Here is a 15,718-nt window from a genome sequence, read left to right as displayed (position 1 = left end):
ATTCAAAACAAAAGCCTTGTCGTGTTTTTTATGCAGAACAAATAATTTTGTCTTGCTTGTCAAAGATAACTATGAATTTGCTAAAGTTCCCACCTTTGTGGCTGTGGTAATTCACTCTTTCTGAGTTGCAGTTTGCTCAGGGTTAACATTCCATTCCAACCTATTTGACCTGGAGAAACTTGTTTAGATTGAGGTAGTTCAGCCAGTATCTCAGCTATCAAGTTCTCAAATTTCTCATTATCTTTAAAAGCGATGACCACTGTATCGAGCGATCGCAAAAATTCTAGAGGTATTTGCTCGCTATCGCCTACACTCCAATACAATGTAGGTTTGCGCTTTTCTTTGTCAACAGTTGATTCTAAGGCAATGACAGAGAGAACTTCAATCGGGTCACTTAGTAGCACTGCTCTTTCTACTGTGGCATCTGTAGCAATCCAAAAACTACCTTTTTTTGTCGGTTCAGAGTTCAGGGGAATGGCGGTGAAGTTACCTGTTGGTTCTAGCTGCTTGGCAAGAGTTGGAAGATCATCGAGCGTGCGTTCCACAAATATTGCTTGACCTGTTTGACTTGCATAGAGCCAACCCTTTTCATACAGTTCTGTGAGCAGAGAATTGGGTAAATTGTACTGCTGGCTTAACTTTAGGCGTATTTGCTCCCAGTTTGTTGGTTCTGGTATAGGCAAGGAGTTTGTTTGAGTAACTGCTGGCGTGGGATTTTCAACAGCTTGTTCTATAAGTTTCTGGATACGTTTGTCATCCTGTTTTGAAGGCACTGCTGGTGTAGAATTTTCAACAGCTTGCTCCATCAGTTTTTGGATGCGTTTGTCATCCCACTTGGGACTGTAGTTTACACCTCGATGCTTTTGTAAACCAGGAAAGGTATATGCTTTACCCAGATGCGTACCACTAAAAGCCACACCATCAAGTTGATAACTAATGCCTTTGACAATGCCTGTGCGAGTATAACCAACACGGACATTAATACCTTGTTGTTGCGTTCGCTCTATTAACTCTGGCATAGTGGGATGATCGTGTGTTGCTTGGTCGAGCGATCGCTGAAGTCTGACTCTAACGCTTTCCTCTCCAGTTCTGGCAATGTGCCTACGTTCGCCAGTAGTTGGACTATGCTTATCTTTTTCCCAACTTGGTTGCACCGATTGCAAATTGTATTCCTGCTCCAACTTGCGAATTACCGCTTCACTTCTGCGATCGTCCCAGCTATCAGAAACTGTAGTGCCATCTAATTGAATGCGACTGGCAGCAATATGTATGTGTTCATGAGTCCGGTCAGTATGCCGCACTACGACATATTGGTTCATATCAAAACCCATTGCTTGCAGATACTTCTGGGCGATTTCATCCCAAGTATCATCATCTAAACTCTCTTTGTGGGCCAAACTGAGACAAGCGTGATAAACAGCCCTGCTCACCTTCGGGTTTAATCTTCGAGATATACCAAATTCAGCTGCTAATTCCCGTGGGTTTGTTCCTTCCATATTCCCACCGATTTGTCTTGCTCCATCTTTGCCAAAGAGGTAGTTTAGCAGTCCCCGGAAACTTTTACCTTTGATGTGCTTACCAATCATCCTTCATCTTGTAAATCAGTAATTAAATCAATTTCAGCAATCTCTCGCCGTACCTGTTTCACCAAATCTCTTACCTGTGACAACAATGCTCTATCTACGACCACAGGCTCTCCCATGAGTACTGAAGTATTGATTGCTTTAGCTATTTGGTTGAGGTTGTTACCTATTTTCCCCAACTCCCAGTAAGTTTGGCCTGCTACTTTGGTGACACGCCTGGGCAATCTATTTTTCAGAGTCTTGGCACGAAACAACTCACTCATAGTGAGATTATTTTCATCTGCCATTAGCTGTGCTGTCTCGTATTCTGCCAAAGTCAGTCTAATGTCTATCCTGTGTGAGCGTTTCTGTCGCATTATTGATGCATTAGTCATTAGCTGTTTTAAGTTTGACGACTGCACTATCATTTGTCATTGACCAAGCGGTTACTTACGATTCTGGATCAATACCAAGAGGCGGCGCAAGATAGTGGAATGCGATCGCCTACGGCAAGGCGTAGCCCATCGTGCAATTAAAAAGCTAATCCGCCCAAACCTTGCAGAAATTTTCCAGGCTGAACTCCTAGAGAGAATTTTCGTATCATCTTCCCCTCTGTCACGGTGGTTGACCTACTTAGGTAGGGGAACCGTGAAAGGAGGGCAAGTTTGTTGCCGCACCTGGGGGGTGCGTTTTTTCTCCCCAGAAAAAATGTCCGGACAGCAACATAGCTTGCTACTCACCAAAGGTTTTTTTGGGCTACTCAAATTAAAAACATCAGTGGCATTGAGTTGGCATTTAAGCGGCACTGAATTGGCATTTTTTGACCATTTTATTGTCAATAAGCTTAGTTCTTGATAAGAACAATATATACATAATGTATGCAGTGGCGTTGAATTGGCGCTCAATTGGGATTGAATTGGCGCTCAAGTGACGCTTAAGTGGCGTTGAATTGGCATTTGAGTGGCGTATTTTTGAATAGAATTCAATAGCATAAAGATAACTACTTGAGAAAATGCAGCAAAAAAATAACCAATGAGCTAATTTTTCGCCTTATAAAAATGGTCAGTGGGTAGATTGGCATGATTTCTATTTGCACTTAACTTAAAGGAAAGCTTTTAGGTGAACCACAGTCAATGTCAAACTTGATAGTCAGTTTTGACCCTGGTGCTTCCTTGACCAAGATTGTTTACGAACTAGCAACTGAAGGCAAACCATGTTTGATGACAATGGAACCAGAAATGCTGAAGTTGCCTCAAAGTTCGATTGACGCTTATATGTCGAGTCGCAAGGGTTTGGAATCTCCTAAACCAGCAGATGAAGCTTGGGTGTCAAGTTCTGCGGATGGTGATACACAATGTACGGTAGTTGGATTCCTGGCACGGCAGTTTTCAGCATCTGCCAGACTCGATAAGCTCAAGTACGAAACCTCAATTCACAAAGCCCTAGCGGTTATTGGTGCGATCGCTCAACACAACAAATTGCCTAACAGGTTTTCACTATCACTTACTTCACTACTGCCCTATGGTGAATATCAAAACCGCCAAGCATTTGAGCAACAATTGCAGTCTGCACTCAAGGATTTTAGGTTTCGGGGTCAAAGGTTGCGGGTGAAACTGGAGCGATTCGAGTGCTTACCCGAAGGTGCAGGATTAGCAATGATTCGCCAACGCCAGAATGGTAAAGAATGGTTCAATGCCCAAACCATTGCAGTGCTAATGTTCGGTCATCGCAATACCAGTCTTCTATTATTTGAACGGGGCAAGATGACGGCGGGTTACACTAATGGGCTGGGCTTTCACCAAATGGTAAAGCGAGTAATTGAGCGCACATCTGGACAAGATGCCACTGCTTTGACCTCTGCCATCTATGCAGCCGGTTCAGATATCACGACTGATAACCAAGCAATTCGCACTCTGGTCAAAAGCAGAGAACCTAAAAATATTGATTATGAATTGCAGATGATTGTTAATGCCATTGCTACTGCTAAAGCTGAGTATTGGTCTAGGCTTTACGATTGGCTGGAATCAACTTTACCTGCGGTGAACGAGGTGATTTTGAGTGGTGGCGCAGCATTGTACTTAGAGCAAGAGTTACAAGACTGCTTTCAAGAAATTTCCACTTATTGGGGTGCTGACTTACAGCAACAGGTACAAGAAGTATTCAAGGATAAAAGTAATGATTATTGCCATACTTTCCGGGAACAGGAAGCTTTGTCGTTTAGGTTGATTGATGCGTTTGGTTTGTTTATGCGGTTTAGAGCGCAAATCGAGAAGGTAGCATGACTACAAATAAAAAACAACCCAAAAATAATGACAATAATAGACAGCCCAATAGTAGCGGTAGTCGCAGACTGTCTGAACGAACTGATACTGACAGACAAAGACAATATAAAAATTTGACTCTTCGGCTTCGTGCTTACTCAAATACTGTTGATGCAAAGCTAATTATATATTTGCAAAAAGGAAATGGAGTTAGTACTAGCAAAGAGATGGTATTACAGGCATTACGAATGTGTTGGTTGCCTTTAGCATATCAAGCTCAAGCAAATACGGATGTAGAAATTAGTGATAAAGAGGTGCGTCAGGTAGGGTTAATTTGTTGTCATGCCCTGGAGCAACATTTGGCCTATTTGCGAATGGAACTAGGATTACCACATAAATCAAGTGATGTTTTGCCTGTACCTCTCAGCACTATGACCAATCCTCAGACGCTTGCTACTATGTTCGGGCTAGAAATTGGTAATAGCGGTGGTATTGATGATGAAAATGATAGTAATGCTAGCGCTAAAGCTAAAAGTAAAGGCAATGGCAGTAGTAAGAGTGACAACCAGCCAAAACACAAAATAGATTCTGATTCCTTCATTCCTGGTGAGGGGTCTTTCTATGATGAAACAGACGATATGTTTGAGAATATTTAAGTATTTATTAATGCACATTTAGTCAAATCACAAAGGAGATTTCAGATGGCAGCAATTCACTTCATTGATGGTGAAAAAGGTGGAGTTGGCAAGTCTTTGTTTGCACGGGTTATGGTGCAATACTGCATTGACAACAAACTCTCTTATGAATTGGTAGAAGCAGACCAAAGTAATCCAGATGTGGGCGCATTTTACCCAGACAATCATAAAATAGCAGTTTTTAGCGAATCAGAGCGTAAAGCTTACGATGCTGATGAAATTTTTAATTTAGCGCTAACAACTTCTGTCATTGTCAATTTACCTGCTCAAGTATACCCAGCAGTAACTGATTGGATTGAGCGTAATCAAATCCTAGAACTTACTGGGAAAAATAAGGTCAAAATATACAAATGGTTTGTTTGTAGTGGTGGATATGACAGTGTTCAATTATTTATGCAATCTCTCGAACGCTTTGAGAACAAGATTAAGCATATATTTGTACGCAATTATGGTTTATGCGATGACTGGAAACATGTAGATGGACGTAAGAATTTACAGGATTTAATCAAAGCTCATAAAGTAGCTGTCATCAATTTTCCCAAGTTCAGCTATCGAGAGCGGGATATCCTTGATGCCAATCAGATAAATTTTTCTGCGGCTAGAGATTATGGAGAGTTAGGCGTATTGGGTAAGCAGCGATTACACAATTTTATCAAAAAAGCTTCTGAGGAAATTGAGAAAGCTAAAGTTTGGAACCTTCCAGCAGCTTCAATTACTTCCCCAACAGAAAAAGTTGATGATGCTAATGTCAACGGCAAAGTTGCTACCAAGAAGTAATCTAAAAGCAAATACAGATATGAGTAATTCTCACATTGAAGAACTCGATTTAGACGATGAATTTTTGGATTCAGTAGCTGCTAGAGGTAAAGGACTGAGCCAAATTCCTTACCCAACTTTACTAGATTTAGCCATTCGAGGTAAAGATGATTCATTTAAAGCTAGGGTTTGGGAAATAGTAGTCCAAACCGGACTTGACCCTGATGACCCAGCATTTCTGATGATGATTGCTACTGGTAGGCTACAAGTACTGTTGGAAGACAATCCCAAAGAAATGGAAGCAATGTTTGACCTGTGGCAAACGCAGCTTTATGATCATCTCCAGACATATGAAAAGGCAGCAGTAAAAGGCCAGCAAAAAGCGATTGCTCAGTCAGTGGCGGCATTAATTAGGCGTACTGAATTTGAGCGTGCTATTCATTCGGTTCCCTCTTTAATTGCTGCGGGAATACTGCTATTAATTGCAGCTGGAGTAGGCGGACTAGTAAGTGTAGGTGGAATGTCCTGGTATCAATCTAGTCATCTAGATCCTGCTGGGCCACGCCAACTCACACAAGCACAAGCCAATGCTTTGGAATGGGCAACCAGTAATGAAGGTAAGTTTGCTCACAACCTAATGCAATGGAACCAAGATTTGCTGAGTCGTGACCAAAACGGTCAACTTACTTGTGCTAAAGATGTCAAGCGTTTGGGGGTAACACTGGAAATTGGAGCAAGTAACAGAAAAGCCTCATCTGGGTTCTGCACGTTATGGACATCACCTAGTAATCAACGCCAGTTTGTATCTAAACCGCGTCAACCTTGAAAACCATAGTTTTTTGGAATCAGAGTAAAGCTCAGAACTCAAGCCACGCCAGAATAATACACTCTCCTTAAAAACTCCAGGTTTCAAAATGGACGGGGTTTAAGTTAAAAAATTAGTTGTCAATTTCTCAATCGTAGAAGAGGATTCAGCAGATGTTTACCTGCAAAGTTAAGTGGCTTTGGCTGCTGGTAATAGGAGGTATAGTTACAGCTTGTACCCCTACTACTGTAAATGTCAGTGGCAAGGATGAGAGGAATACGACTCAAGCTCCAACTGTGCCTGATTATCCGCCGATGTATGATGTGGATGTTAAAGTTTGTGGCAACATTATTGCCCCTCTCAAGGATGGAAAACGTTGTGTCAATCAACAATTACGCTTGTGGGGCCCAGTAGGAGAGGCAAAATTAGTTCGTGCTGGTATTTCTCTACCATCAGTTTCTAGCGTAGAGCATAAACTAGCGATCGCCTCGAAAGGCTGTTATCCTGTTTATTCACAACCTTCTCAACAGCAGTTTTATTGGGCTAATTCCATTATTCAAGTCAACAGGGGAGAAACTGCACCTACAGTCGAAGTCAAGCCAACTCAACTTTCAAACCAGCAGATTGATGAGTTAATGACTAGTAAACTTTCCAGTCGGACAATTACAACATTTGGTGGGGTGGGGTGCGAAGCTGCATCTTCGGTAAAATAAAGCTTTTACGGTTGAGGGTGGGTGGGCAAAAAAGTTACCCCACATTTTAGTGGGGCTGCTGTGACAACCAGCAGGTAATTAAGAAGCTTCAGCCCATCTAGCTGTACGTTGTTGTTTATGAGCTTTGCGCCGCTCCCGTACTGCATCCAAATCTTTGAGTCCATACAGACGTTTGGCGTATGCTAGTAGTTCATTGATGGGAGTTTCGCTATAATCCTGGCGAAACTGAATGTTATGTTCGTTCCAATCAAATTCTTGCTGATTAAAACGTGCTTGAGCAGCAAGTTCTCTGCCTGATTCCTCACGTAAAACTTCCAGTACCATTAATCGCACTTTATCCTGATATCCTATTACTTGATCCAACGCTTTTGTTTGTTGCTGATTACGAGTCATTTGAGTCATTTGATTATCCTTTGATTAACGAATTACTACATCTCAGCTAAATAGCATCGACAGATGCCTTCTGAGTTATAGTTCACTTTTAAATCTCTTGAATTCAGCAGCAATCGCTGCATTCAATTCTGTTTGTTGGATGCGGGTGGGCGGGAAATAGAATGCCCCGAATTAGATAATTCAGGGCATTGTAATTAATCGTCGATTTCTACATCTTCGTCATTTTCATCTTGTTCAAAATCGTCATTTGTCAAGTCATCAGAGTTGCTACTTAAACCATTGAGTCCATCCATGCGTTTAGACCGAGCAGCTTTATGAGAAGCACGTCTATCTCGTATTTCATCAAGATTATTCAAGCCGTAAAGTTTGCGGGCATAATTCCCCAGTTCTTTTAATGGTGTATTTACATAGTCCTTACGGAATTGGGAATTGTGTTTGTCCCAATCAAACTCTTGTCCGTTAAATCTGGCTGCTGCTGCTAATTCTCTTCCTGATTCTTCCCGCAATACTTCAATTACCATCAGGTGTACTTTTTCCTGATAAGTCATTACTCGTTCTAAAGCAGGAATATGCCTTTCAATTTTACGTGATGCTTTAGCAGTTTTGCGAACGTTAGCGTTAACCATGAGAATTACTCCTTGATATTTAGTATTTTTCTCATATAAACAGCATCGGAAGATGCAATTCGCTCCAATTTAAATTCTTTATTCGGCAAAAAAATAACCTGTATTGTTTGAGGCAATACAGGTTATTTTGGGTTATTATTCTGTCAATTACTGAGAATAAGTCTGAGTTATTTACTCGTCTTCATCTTCTTCATCTAATTCGTCATCTTCATCTAAATCTTCGTCTAATTCATCTTCGATATCCTCCTCATCTTCATCCAGGTCTTCGTCCAGTTCGTCATCTAAATCGTCAAGTTCTTCCTCTTCTTGTTCTTGGAAAGAATTACGACGTTCCAGAGATGCGCGGTTGAATTCAACTAAATCTGTTATTGCTTGCTCTGGGTCAGTGCTGATAGTGTCATACAGCATACTCATGAAAATTGCCACTACTTCTGGTGCATATTTGAGTGCATCTGGTTGTCCAAACAATTTAGTAAATAATTTGGTATTCCATTTTTGCCAATCAAACTTTTTGTTACCACCTTTCTTTTTGACTTGGGCTGCAATATCAAGTCCGAGTTTTTCACGGGCTGCATGACCGATTTTTGTGGAAACACGGGAATCGCGTAGTTGTAATTTAACGCCGTATTCTTTGAAGATTAGGTTCCGCAACTCCTTCAACAATGCGAATGCTTCTTCTTGTGGTGAAGCATTCGCTACCTTTGATTTAGTTGTAGCGGATGTGCCATTGGTTTTGGCAGATGTTTTAGCATTAACTGCGTTGCGATTGTTATTGGTTCTAGCTTTAGCGATAGCCATTTTACAACTTCCTTTAATGAAGTAAATTTTTCACCTCCTTGCCGCAATCGCGGCTTTCACATCCATTTCATTTTAATTTCATTTTTTTGCGATTTAAAACCTGTCTTTGCTGCGACAAATTTATGCTTTTAAGAGATAAAGAAGCGGACTAGGAGCAGTTTCCGAAATTAACACTGTACTGGAGGCGATGCCTGCGGCGGGCGTAGCCATCGCTCTTCACACAAGAAATATAGCCAATCCGTTAGTAATAATTATCCGTGTGGCTAAAGCATCAGTAATAAATTTGCTCTAAAAGGGAAAAGTAAGTTGTTGAAGTCAGATTTATGAAGTTGACAGACTGGCCTGCTCTAGCTAACCAAAATACTCCAATTGTGGCTGTGGAGTATCATACGCCTGACAGAATGCAGATATTACAGCAGTTTTACCATTGGGGTGAGGAGCGGTCTTTGTCAGTCTTTGTCTGGAATCCTGGTTACTGTGGACTACAGCAATTAATTCAGCATCAAGGTCAGTACATCTTGCAGTCAACTGACAGAGGTAAAGACGGGGACATTATTCAGTATCTTCTGGAGGAATATCAATCGGGTATTTATTTACTGGAGGGAATGCTAAATGAGGGTGATACTAGCAAAATAAGTCAAAAATGTAGCTATCAATTACTCAATGGCTGTCATCAAGCTCTCTGGAGTCAACAACGTCATTACTGGGTGTTATTGGAAACTTACATTCAACTACCTCTAGAATTACAGCCTTTTATTCCTATACTGTCAAATCCACTTCCAGACCAACAGCAGGTGCAGATGGTTGTGGAGCAGTTTTGTGATGCCTGGGTTGGAAGTAGCCATCCCCGGCTTCAGCAGTTTGCAGAGTGCGATCTGCTGAAAGCAGCAGCGCTTCGCTATCGCGATCGCCGCGCTGTAGCCGATCGCAATTCTTGGTTAAAGACAACAGAAAAAACATCAGCACTGCAATTGCTCTTTCGTGCCTGTCAGGGTTTACCCATAGGCGAGATAAATATGCTATTACGGCAATCTCTGAGTTTTACAGAGCAGCTTGAGAAAATCGCTCAATTAGTACTAGAGCATAAAGTTAGCAAATTGCGGGGTCGGGGTTTAGAGTACATTGCTCAACCGGATGTACCTTCAGCCGGGGGATTAGATTTACTGGAGAAAAGGTTGGAAACTATTACCTGTCTACTTCAACCTCAAGCAAAGCAATATGGATTGAGGTTTCCCACTGGAATGCTCTTATGGGGGCCACCGGGTACTGGTAAAAGTCTTTCTGCCAAGTTAGCAGCTAAGAAAATGGGATTGCCACTGTTAGCAGCTAATTGGGGTGTACTACTGAGCGATCCTCATCCCGACAGAGCATTAAAGGAGTTTATTGCTTTGGTGACTTCCCTTTCTCCCTGTGTACTCTACTGGGACGACTTTGATAAAGGCTTTGCTGGCTGGGACTCCAATGCAGATGGAGGTGTGGCACGGCGGCTATCTGCTGCTTTGTTGACTTGGATGCAAGAGCATCAAGAGCCAGTTTATACCATTGCTACTGTCAATCGCTTGTCAATGCTACCTGCGGAATTAGTGCGCCGTTTTGATGATATCTTTTTTGTGGATTTACCCCATGAAGGGGCAAGATATGAAGTTTTCAATCTACATCTAGCTAAGTATTTTCCAGCTTTTCGAGACAATAACTCACCTTGGAGTGATGATCAATGGCGTAGACTGTTGGCTGAATATCGCATTTGCAGTCCAGCAGAAATTGGTAATGCAGTCCGTCGTTGTGCTGAGGAGGCTTTTTATCAAGGTAGACCTGGGGAAATTGAGTTTGAGGATTTGCTGAAACAGCGACAAGAATTCACACCAGCTATGGAGCGAGAGTCAGAACAGATACAGGCAATTCGCAATCAGGCTATTTATGCTAAACCTGTGGCTAGTCTGGATGTCTCTCGATTTGCTTATCAGCATCGGGAGTTATTTGGGTGATATGAGTGGAATTTTTGAAATTCAGCTTGTGTCGGATTTTAAAATGCCGATGGTAGAAGTATGGTTGGGATTATTGCTGGGTAGGTTTACATTAGAACAACGTGGTAATTTTTATTACAACCAAAATGTCTGGGTGAACAGCTCTCTAACTTGGCATCACCGTGGTCGGGTAGCAGGACTATATCGCTATAATCCCGCTACCCGACCACGGTGATGCCTACTCCCAGTACGAAATATTTTATTGTTCAAGCTGTACAATCTCGATAATTGCCCCATTGCCTACAATTATTATCGAGTATAAAAGGTGAGGCTGCGCTGCTCACCTAGTCAGTATCCCGGCTGTACCCCGAAGAGATGTCTTAACCGAACGGTATTGTCCTACCGCCCATCGCCTATTAATACAAAAGGCGACCAAAAGAAAGGATGACTATCAATCTGACTCAATTTTGCCTGACGCAATGCTTCATCCTTGTTCATGCCCTGCTTTATATTCTGGTAAAATTCCACCATGATTTCTTTTGTTGTTTTGTCATCTGCACTCCACAGACTCGCAATTACAGCTTTACTGCCTGCACGTTCAAACAGGTAGGCTAACCCAGAAATCTCTTCACCATTGGATTCGGTTTGTAAACCTGTTTGACAAGCACTCAAGGTAATTAATTCCGTATTTTCTAGTCCCAATAAAGCCGCATCTCTTATATTTAACCTTTGGTCAGCAAACAGCAAAGTATTCTCTTCTAATCCCAAATTACGACAGCCACCTTTTTGGAAACAGCCATGCGTTGCTAAGTGCAGAATCGGAAAGCGCGGCGATTGGGTTTTGAAAGTATCAAGGGTGGCCTTACTATTAATAAATTGTTCACTACCAGGGAAAATCGAGATAATACTTTTTACCTCTGCTTCTGCTCCCTTTAGCTCCAAGGGTGGTTTGGCTATCGGATTGCCAAATGCCAGCACTTTTCTAGCCGATGCCGGGGTTGGTGCTGTTTTCGCTTGCAGCGAACGAGTCGAAAGGCGAGTCAAGTAGCTGATGGGATATTTTTGAATTAGATATTGGTCAGTTTTACTGTCGGAAAGTGCTTCAAAAGGAATATAGCGCAGTTTGCCAGTAGCAATAAAGCTGAGTTGTTTGGGTTGGCTGGCTTCAATTTCTGCTTCAATGGGGCGAATTATTAGGTTGTAGAGTTTTTCTAAATTCTCAAGGTATTCATCATCTTTATAGTTAGTCAGTTTTGCGTAAGCTTGTGTCAGAAGAACATTAAATTTAGCTGGGTCAATAGGTATTTTCTTCACAGTTAGTTTGTCTCTAGTTAACACAAACAAAGCGATTGTGTCGGTGACATTTTTAATGTTGGTCAACAGCACAGGCTGAATTACTATTGTACTGACTGGAATACTAGCTCGTAGTTGAGCAATATCGGTCGGTTTGGTTTCAAACAAATCTGCTATTTCCAGAAAGCGATTTCTAACGTTTTCAGCTTCCTGATTCAGTTCTTCTTGTAGTTGATTAACTCGTTGAGATAGTTCTGGCGAAAACTTTTCTTGCAAATTCTTTCGCAGACTTTCCAATTGAATGTTTTTTTGATTCCACTCCTCAAGTGCTTTTTGTGCTTCTGGGTTCGCAACTTTGGCATTCACAAGCCGAGAATAATCCGCTAAGTCGGCTACAGTTGCAAGATTTGCCAATTCAAAAGCGCGTTCAGGCTGGTTTTGCTCGATAAGTAAATCAACCAAGGCAACTGCCGCACCTCTTTCACTTTCTAAAAAGGTTTTGCGATTTTCTCGCCCGACAGCGTTACGAAGTTGTAAGCTAATGGAAACAGATTGCTCTAAATTTTTGATGGCTTTAATAGGCTGCTTAGTATCTCGGTAAACAATACCCATATTGCTGAGAGTTGAGGCTTCCCCACCACGATCCCTCACTGCACGACTTAAAGGTAGAGCCTCCTTGTAATATAACAGTGCCTTTTCCTTTTCTCCTAATGCATCGTAGACAAAACCGATATTATTGAGAGTTGTGGCTTCCCCACTTCGATCCCCCACTGCACGATTTAAAGGTAGAGCCTCCTTGTAATATGACAGTGCCTTTTCCTTTTCTCCTAATGCATCGTAGACAGCACCGATATTATTGAGAGTTCCGGCTTCCCCACCTCGATCCCCCACTGCACGATTTAAAGGTAGAGCCTCCTTGTAATATGACAGTGCCTTTTCCTTTTCTCCTAATGCATCGTAGACAGCACCGATATTATTGAGAGTTGTGGCTTCCCCACCCCGATCTCCCACTGCACGAAGTAAGGGTAAAGCCTTCTTGTAATATGACAGTGCCTTCTCCTTTTTTCCTAAAGCATCGTAGACAAGACCGATATTATTGAGAGTGGCAGCTTCCCCACCTCGATCCCCCACTGCACGATATAAGGGTTGAGCCTCCTTGTAATATGACAGTGCCTTTTCCTTTTCTCCTAAAACGGAGTAGACAGCACCGATGTTATTGAGAGTTCTGGCTTCCCCACCTCGATCCCCCACTGCACGAATTAAGAGTAGAGCCTGGTTGTAATATGACAGTGCCTTTTCGTTTTCTCCTAAAGCGGAGTAGACAAGACCGATATTATTGAGAGTTGTGGCTTCCCCACCCCGATCTTCCTTTGCACGATATAATAGTAGAGCCTGGTTGTAATATGACAGTACCTTTTCCTTTTCTCCTAATGCATCGTAGATACGACCGATGCCAAGGAGTGAGATAGCTTCACCTTTCTTATCATCCACCAGCCGATACAGCGATAAAGCCTCCTCCCATTTCTTAATTGCCTGTTGCAATGAGTCTGCTGTTCCTTGTTGGTATAATTCAACTCCTTGATCAAATGCTCGTTGAGCAGCAGCACGAGTTGCATCTTGCGTTGCACTTGGCTGTTGTGCTATTTCTTCTCTCCTCATTGCTGGACTAGCAGCAACTAATTTCGTTAATAACAGTAAGCTCAAAACTACCAAAAGGCTGGATTGGGTAAGCTTCGATAAAGATATTAACTTCCTTGACATTGGCATCAATACAATCATCCGGTTTGATTTTTGGGCGTTGCTAATTCATCGGACAAATAATCATGCTCAAAGACTCATTAAGGTGCATTAGGACTTTATTTAATGCATAACACACCCGACTTTGGAAACTTAACGGTCAATCGGCGTTACCTTAATCGTCATCTTCCCACCAGATGTAAACTCTATCTCATCTACTACGTATAAACTCTTCACCGCCACCGACTGAATTTGCCGCAATTCTTTCTGTGTCTTCACTGTTGCCAAGTTTACTGAAGCTTGTCCATATTTCGGTTCGACCAATTTAAACCCCTCCAGTGGAATCCCCGACCAACTGCGTTGCTTTGACTGAGCGTTATTCTCACCCCGAATTACTACCTCCCCTGTGCTGGTATAAACTAACGCATCCTTATTTTTGCTGAAAATTATTTGCTTAACCTCAGCTACCGGAAATGAGCGAGAATCACCACTGTGGGAAAACTTAATTGTTCTCCCTTTCGAGTCAAACCCTGTTACTCCTCCAGTCAGAGAATTCCCATTTTTCAGCAACACCTGCGCCCTTGTCGGTAATGCCAAATCTATCGGCTTGTTATTTACAGCCTTCTGTGATTGAGCAATTTCAATTGTCCCCCTGACTGCTGGTATATTGGCAACTGTTACAGCTAAAACGACAACCAAGGCAAAGGATAATCTATTTATTAACGTTTTCATCGTTTTTGGGGGTACAAGATACTATTTCTAGATACACTTTAGTTACTCTGAATTCCTAAAAATGCCTTCACAATCTCAAGTTTCGCCCGATCCCAACATCCTCACTAACTTTGCCGGACTCATCGGCGTTTTAAGTCTTTTTATTTACTTTCTAGGCTGGATATATCGCTGGGCTTATTTTGGCTTCTTTCAACTCGAACTCAACACCTTGAGTCTTCCACAGGAATCATTCCTTTTAGTACCGATACAAGTCCTACTAGGTAATTTTCTGAACTTATTGCGCTCTCTTTTGGCTTTATTTTTAACAATACTCTTAATTAAAATTACTCTCTGGCTGATTTCACCCCTGCGAACTACTCAAAATCATCTAATTACGACAAAATTAACTATAATTACCCAAAAAATCCATGAATTTCCCTTGTTTAAGCTGTTGCGTTCCCTTGCCCAGCTTATACACCAGTCCTTACGCCATGAAATGATTATCGTCGCCTGGATTTTTGCTGCCCTGTTTTGGTTAGGACGCTACCAGGGAACTGCTGACGCTTTCCGTGATGCAGTAAATCATACTTCCACAAGACCCATTGTCACCCTTGTTAGCCCTAGCGATAAACTCGCTTTAGGGCGTAACTTAGATGACCTATTAATCGACCCGACGCTGAAGGGTTCCCGCATCATTGGCGATGTTCAACAGTTCAAAAAGATTTTTACGCGAGAAACAAATGATACTACCAATCCCAAGCAACCGATTATTTGGCGATTGTTGATTGAAAATGAAAACTGGGTTTATCTTTTCCCTGCAATGTCCCCTGATGCCAAATCTAACCAGCGTCCGCCAGTCTTAGCAGTTAATACAGGTGATGGTCGAGTACAATTGCTAATTCTCAGTCATCCTCAAATATAGAGCAGCATTAAGTAACAAAAAGTACATAATATTCAACCGCTCGCTTCCCTTAAAAACATTAAATCTTAAAGCTATTAAACAGTTATTAGTTATCACAATTCAGTCGAAGATTTGACCTTAACTGTACTTAGCTCGGACTGCAACACTATATAGTCACCACCCATGTCTACAATTAACACCCTAAGCTACATCCTATGTCTGTATTAGCCTCTCTAAATTTTCACCTGCGTCTCTGGCACAGCACACTACGATGATGCGATCGCTTACGACGGGCTACGCCATCGCCCGAACCATCCTACCGCCCATCGCCTATTAATACAAAAGGCGACCAAAAGAGGGAGCAACGCGAAAAAGTGAGATCGGGGTTAAGTTCTCAATTACATCCCTATATTGTCAACAAAACCTGGTTTTTAAGTTGCGATCGCATCCTGAAACAACCTATATACGTCGCAGGTTTCAGCACCTCACAAAATCGCGTTGCT

16 protein-coding genes are annotated in these 15,718 nt (G+C 42.0%); 9 read left to right on the top strand and 7 right to left on the bottom strand.

Annotation, left to right across the window (positions count from 1 at the left end; all coding sequences use genetic code 11):
* Positions 1-80: 80 nt before the first annotated feature.
* Positions 81-1,586, bottom strand: a complete 1,506-nt coding sequence (locus RRG12_RS27775) for a relaxase/mobilization nuclease domain-containing protein (protein WP_420761398.1) — start codon at positions 1,584-1,586, stop codon at positions 81-83.
* Entirely contained in the window at positions 1,583-1,957 is a 375-nt protein-coding gene (locus RRG12_RS27770; protein ID WP_420761397.1) for a plasmid mobilization protein, read from the bottom strand. Before RRG12_RS27770 ends, RRG12_RS27775 begins: the two co-directional genes overlap by 4 nt.
* 94 nt (positions 1,958-2,051) lie before the next feature.
* On the opposite strand from RRG12_RS27770, the gene RRG12_RS27765 reads away from it, so the two are divergent.
* The 6 genes from RRG12_RS27765 (at position 2,052) to RRG12_RS27740 (ending at position 6,792) form a co-directional block, all read left to right on the top strand.
* Complete coding sequence (locus RRG12_RS27765) at positions 2,052-2,417, top strand: hypothetical protein (RefSeq protein ID WP_420761396.1); 366 nt, start codon at positions 2,052-2,054, stop codon at positions 2,415-2,417.
* A gap of 278 nt (positions 2,418-2,695) precedes the next feature.
* A complete protein-coding gene (locus RRG12_RS27760) occupies positions 2,696-3,844 on the top strand; it encodes a ParM/StbA family protein (protein ID WP_420761395.1) in 1,149 nt (382 codons plus the stop codon).
* Positions 3,841-4,479, top strand: coding sequence for a hypothetical protein (locus RRG12_RS27755; RefSeq protein ID WP_420761394.1), 639 nt, complete (start codon positions 3,841-3,843; stop codon positions 4,477-4,479). The genes RRG12_RS27760 and RRG12_RS27755 overlap by 4 nt, the downstream gene beginning before the upstream one ends.
* 45 nt (positions 4,480-4,524) lie before the next feature.
* Positions 4,525-5,295: a mobilization protein gene (locus RRG12_RS27750; RefSeq protein ID WP_420761393.1), complete on the top strand. Its 771-nt coding sequence runs from the start codon at positions 4,525-4,527 to the stop codon at positions 5,293-5,295.
* A 19-nt stretch (positions 5,296-5,314) separates the two neighbouring features.
* Positions 5,315-6,100, top strand: coding sequence for a DUF6753 family protein (locus RRG12_RS27745; RefSeq protein ID WP_420761392.1), 786 nt, complete (start codon positions 5,315-5,317; stop codon positions 6,098-6,100).
* A gap of 152 nt (positions 6,101-6,252) precedes the next feature.
* On the top strand, positions 6,253-6,792 hold the full coding sequence (locus RRG12_RS27740) for a hypothetical protein (protein WP_420761391.1): 540 nt from the start codon (positions 6,253-6,255) through the stop codon (positions 6,790-6,792).
* Positions 6,793-6,870: 78 nt separating this feature from the next.
* Here RRG12_RS27740 and RRG12_RS27735 read toward each other — a convergent pair whose 3' ends face one another.
* The 3 genes from RRG12_RS27735 to RRG12_RS27725 all read right to left on the bottom strand — a co-directional run bounded on the left by RRG12_RS27735 (position 6,871) and on the right by RRG12_RS27725 (position 8,609).
* Positions 6,871-7,194 (bottom strand): hypothetical protein, encoded by a 324-nt coding sequence (locus tag RRG12_RS27735; protein WP_094332201.1) that lies wholly within the window; start codon positions 7,192-7,194, stop codon positions 6,871-6,873.
* A 185-nt stretch (positions 7,195-7,379) separates the two neighbouring features.
* Entirely contained in the window at positions 7,380-7,811 is a 432-nt protein-coding gene (locus RRG12_RS27730) for a hypothetical protein (RefSeq protein WP_420761390.1), read from the bottom strand.
* Between the two features lie 171 nt (positions 7,812-7,982).
* Positions 7,983-8,609: a primosomal protein gene (locus RRG12_RS27725; protein ID WP_420761389.1), complete on the bottom strand. Its 627-nt coding sequence runs from the start codon at positions 8,607-8,609 to the stop codon at positions 7,983-7,985.
* Positions 8,610-8,932: 323 nt separating this feature from the next.
* On the opposite strand from RRG12_RS27725, the gene RRG12_RS27720 reads away from it, so the two are divergent.
* Entirely contained in the window at positions 8,933-10,594 is a 1,662-nt protein-coding gene (locus tag RRG12_RS27720; RefSeq protein ID WP_420761388.1) for an AAA family ATPase, read from the top strand.
* Positions 10,595-10,622: 28 nt separating this feature from the next.
* The gene (locus tag RRG12_RS27715; protein ID WP_420761387.1) at positions 10,623-10,808 is read left to right on the top strand and encodes a hypothetical protein; all 186 of its coding nucleotides are present in this window, start codon (positions 10,623-10,625) and stop codon (positions 10,806-10,808) included.
* A 164-nt stretch (positions 10,809-10,972) separates the two neighbouring features.
* On the opposite strand, the gene RRG12_RS27710 is transcribed toward RRG12_RS27715, so the two are convergent.
* A complete protein-coding gene (locus tag RRG12_RS27710; protein WP_420761386.1) occupies positions 10,973-13,627 on the bottom strand; it encodes a tetratricopeptide repeat protein in 2,655 nt (884 codons plus the stop codon).
* Between the two features lie 129 nt (positions 13,628-13,756).
* Positions 13,757-14,335 carry a hypothetical protein gene (locus RRG12_RS27705; protein WP_420761385.1) on the bottom strand — a complete coding sequence of 193 codons (579 nt, stop codon included), beginning with the start codon at positions 14,333-14,335 and terminating at the stop codon, positions 13,757-13,759.
* Positions 14,336-14,396: 61 nt separating this feature from the next.
* Between RRG12_RS27705 and RRG12_RS27700 the strand changes: the two genes are divergently transcribed.
* The gene (locus RRG12_RS27700) at positions 14,397-15,236 is read left to right on the top strand and encodes a hypothetical protein (protein ID WP_420761384.1); all 840 of its coding nucleotides are present in this window, start codon (positions 14,397-14,399) and stop codon (positions 15,234-15,236) included.
* Positions 15,237-15,718: the final 482 nt, after the last annotated feature.

The sequence above is a fragment of the Nostoc sp. CALU 546 genome, from assembly GCF_048836525.1.
This window is presented reverse-complemented; position numbering and strand designations above follow the sequence as displayed.

Excerpts from the sequence above, each read along its gene's own strand:
- RRG12_RS27775 (WP_420761398.1), bottom strand. The coding sequence starts at position 1,586 with ATGATTGGTAAGCACATCAAAGGTAAAAGTTTCCGGGGACTGCTAAAC.
- RRG12_RS27770 (WP_420761397.1), bottom strand. The coding sequence starts at position 1,957 with ATGACTAATGCATCAATAATGCGACAGAAACGCTCACACAGGATAGAC.
- RRG12_RS27760 (WP_420761395.1), top strand. The coding sequence starts at position 2,696 with ATGTCAAACTTGATAGTCAGTTTTGACCCTGGTGCTTCCTTGACCAAG.
- RRG12_RS27755 (WP_420761394.1), top strand. The coding sequence starts at position 3,841 with ATGACTACAAATAAAAAACAACCCAAAAATAATGACAATAATAGACAG.
- RRG12_RS27750 (WP_420761393.1), top strand. The coding sequence starts at position 4,525 with ATGGCAGCAATTCACTTCATTGATGGTGAAAAAGGTGGAGTTGGCAAG.
- RRG12_RS27745 (WP_420761392.1), top strand. The coding sequence starts at position 5,315 with ATGAGTAATTCTCACATTGAAGAACTCGATTTAGACGATGAATTTTTG.
- RRG12_RS27740 (WP_420761391.1), top strand. The coding sequence starts at position 6,253 with ATGTTTACCTGCAAAGTTAAGTGGCTTTGGCTGCTGGTAATAGGAGGT.
- RRG12_RS27735 (WP_094332201.1), bottom strand. The coding sequence starts at position 7,194 with ATGACTCAAATGACTCGTAATCAGCAACAAACAAAAGCGTTGGATCAA.
- RRG12_RS27730 (WP_420761390.1), bottom strand. The coding sequence starts at position 7,811 with ATGGTTAACGCTAACGTTCGCAAAACTGCTAAAGCATCACGTAAAATT.
- RRG12_RS27725 (WP_420761389.1), bottom strand. The coding sequence starts at position 8,609 with ATGGCTATCGCTAAAGCTAGAACCAATAACAATCGCAACGCAGTTAAT.
- RRG12_RS27720 (WP_420761388.1), top strand. The coding sequence starts at position 8,933 with ATGAAGTTGACAGACTGGCCTGCTCTAGCTAACCAAAATACTCCAATT.
- RRG12_RS27710 (WP_420761386.1), bottom strand. The coding sequence starts at position 13,627 with ATGTCAAGGAAGTTAATATCTTTATCGAAGCTTACCCAATCCAGCCTT.
- RRG12_RS27705 (WP_420761385.1), bottom strand. The coding sequence starts at position 14,335 with ATGAAAACGTTAATAAATAGATTATCCTTTGCCTTGGTTGTCGTTTTA.
- RRG12_RS27700 (WP_420761384.1), top strand. The coding sequence starts at position 14,397 with ATGCCTTCACAATCTCAAGTTTCGCCCGATCCCAACATCCTCACTAAC.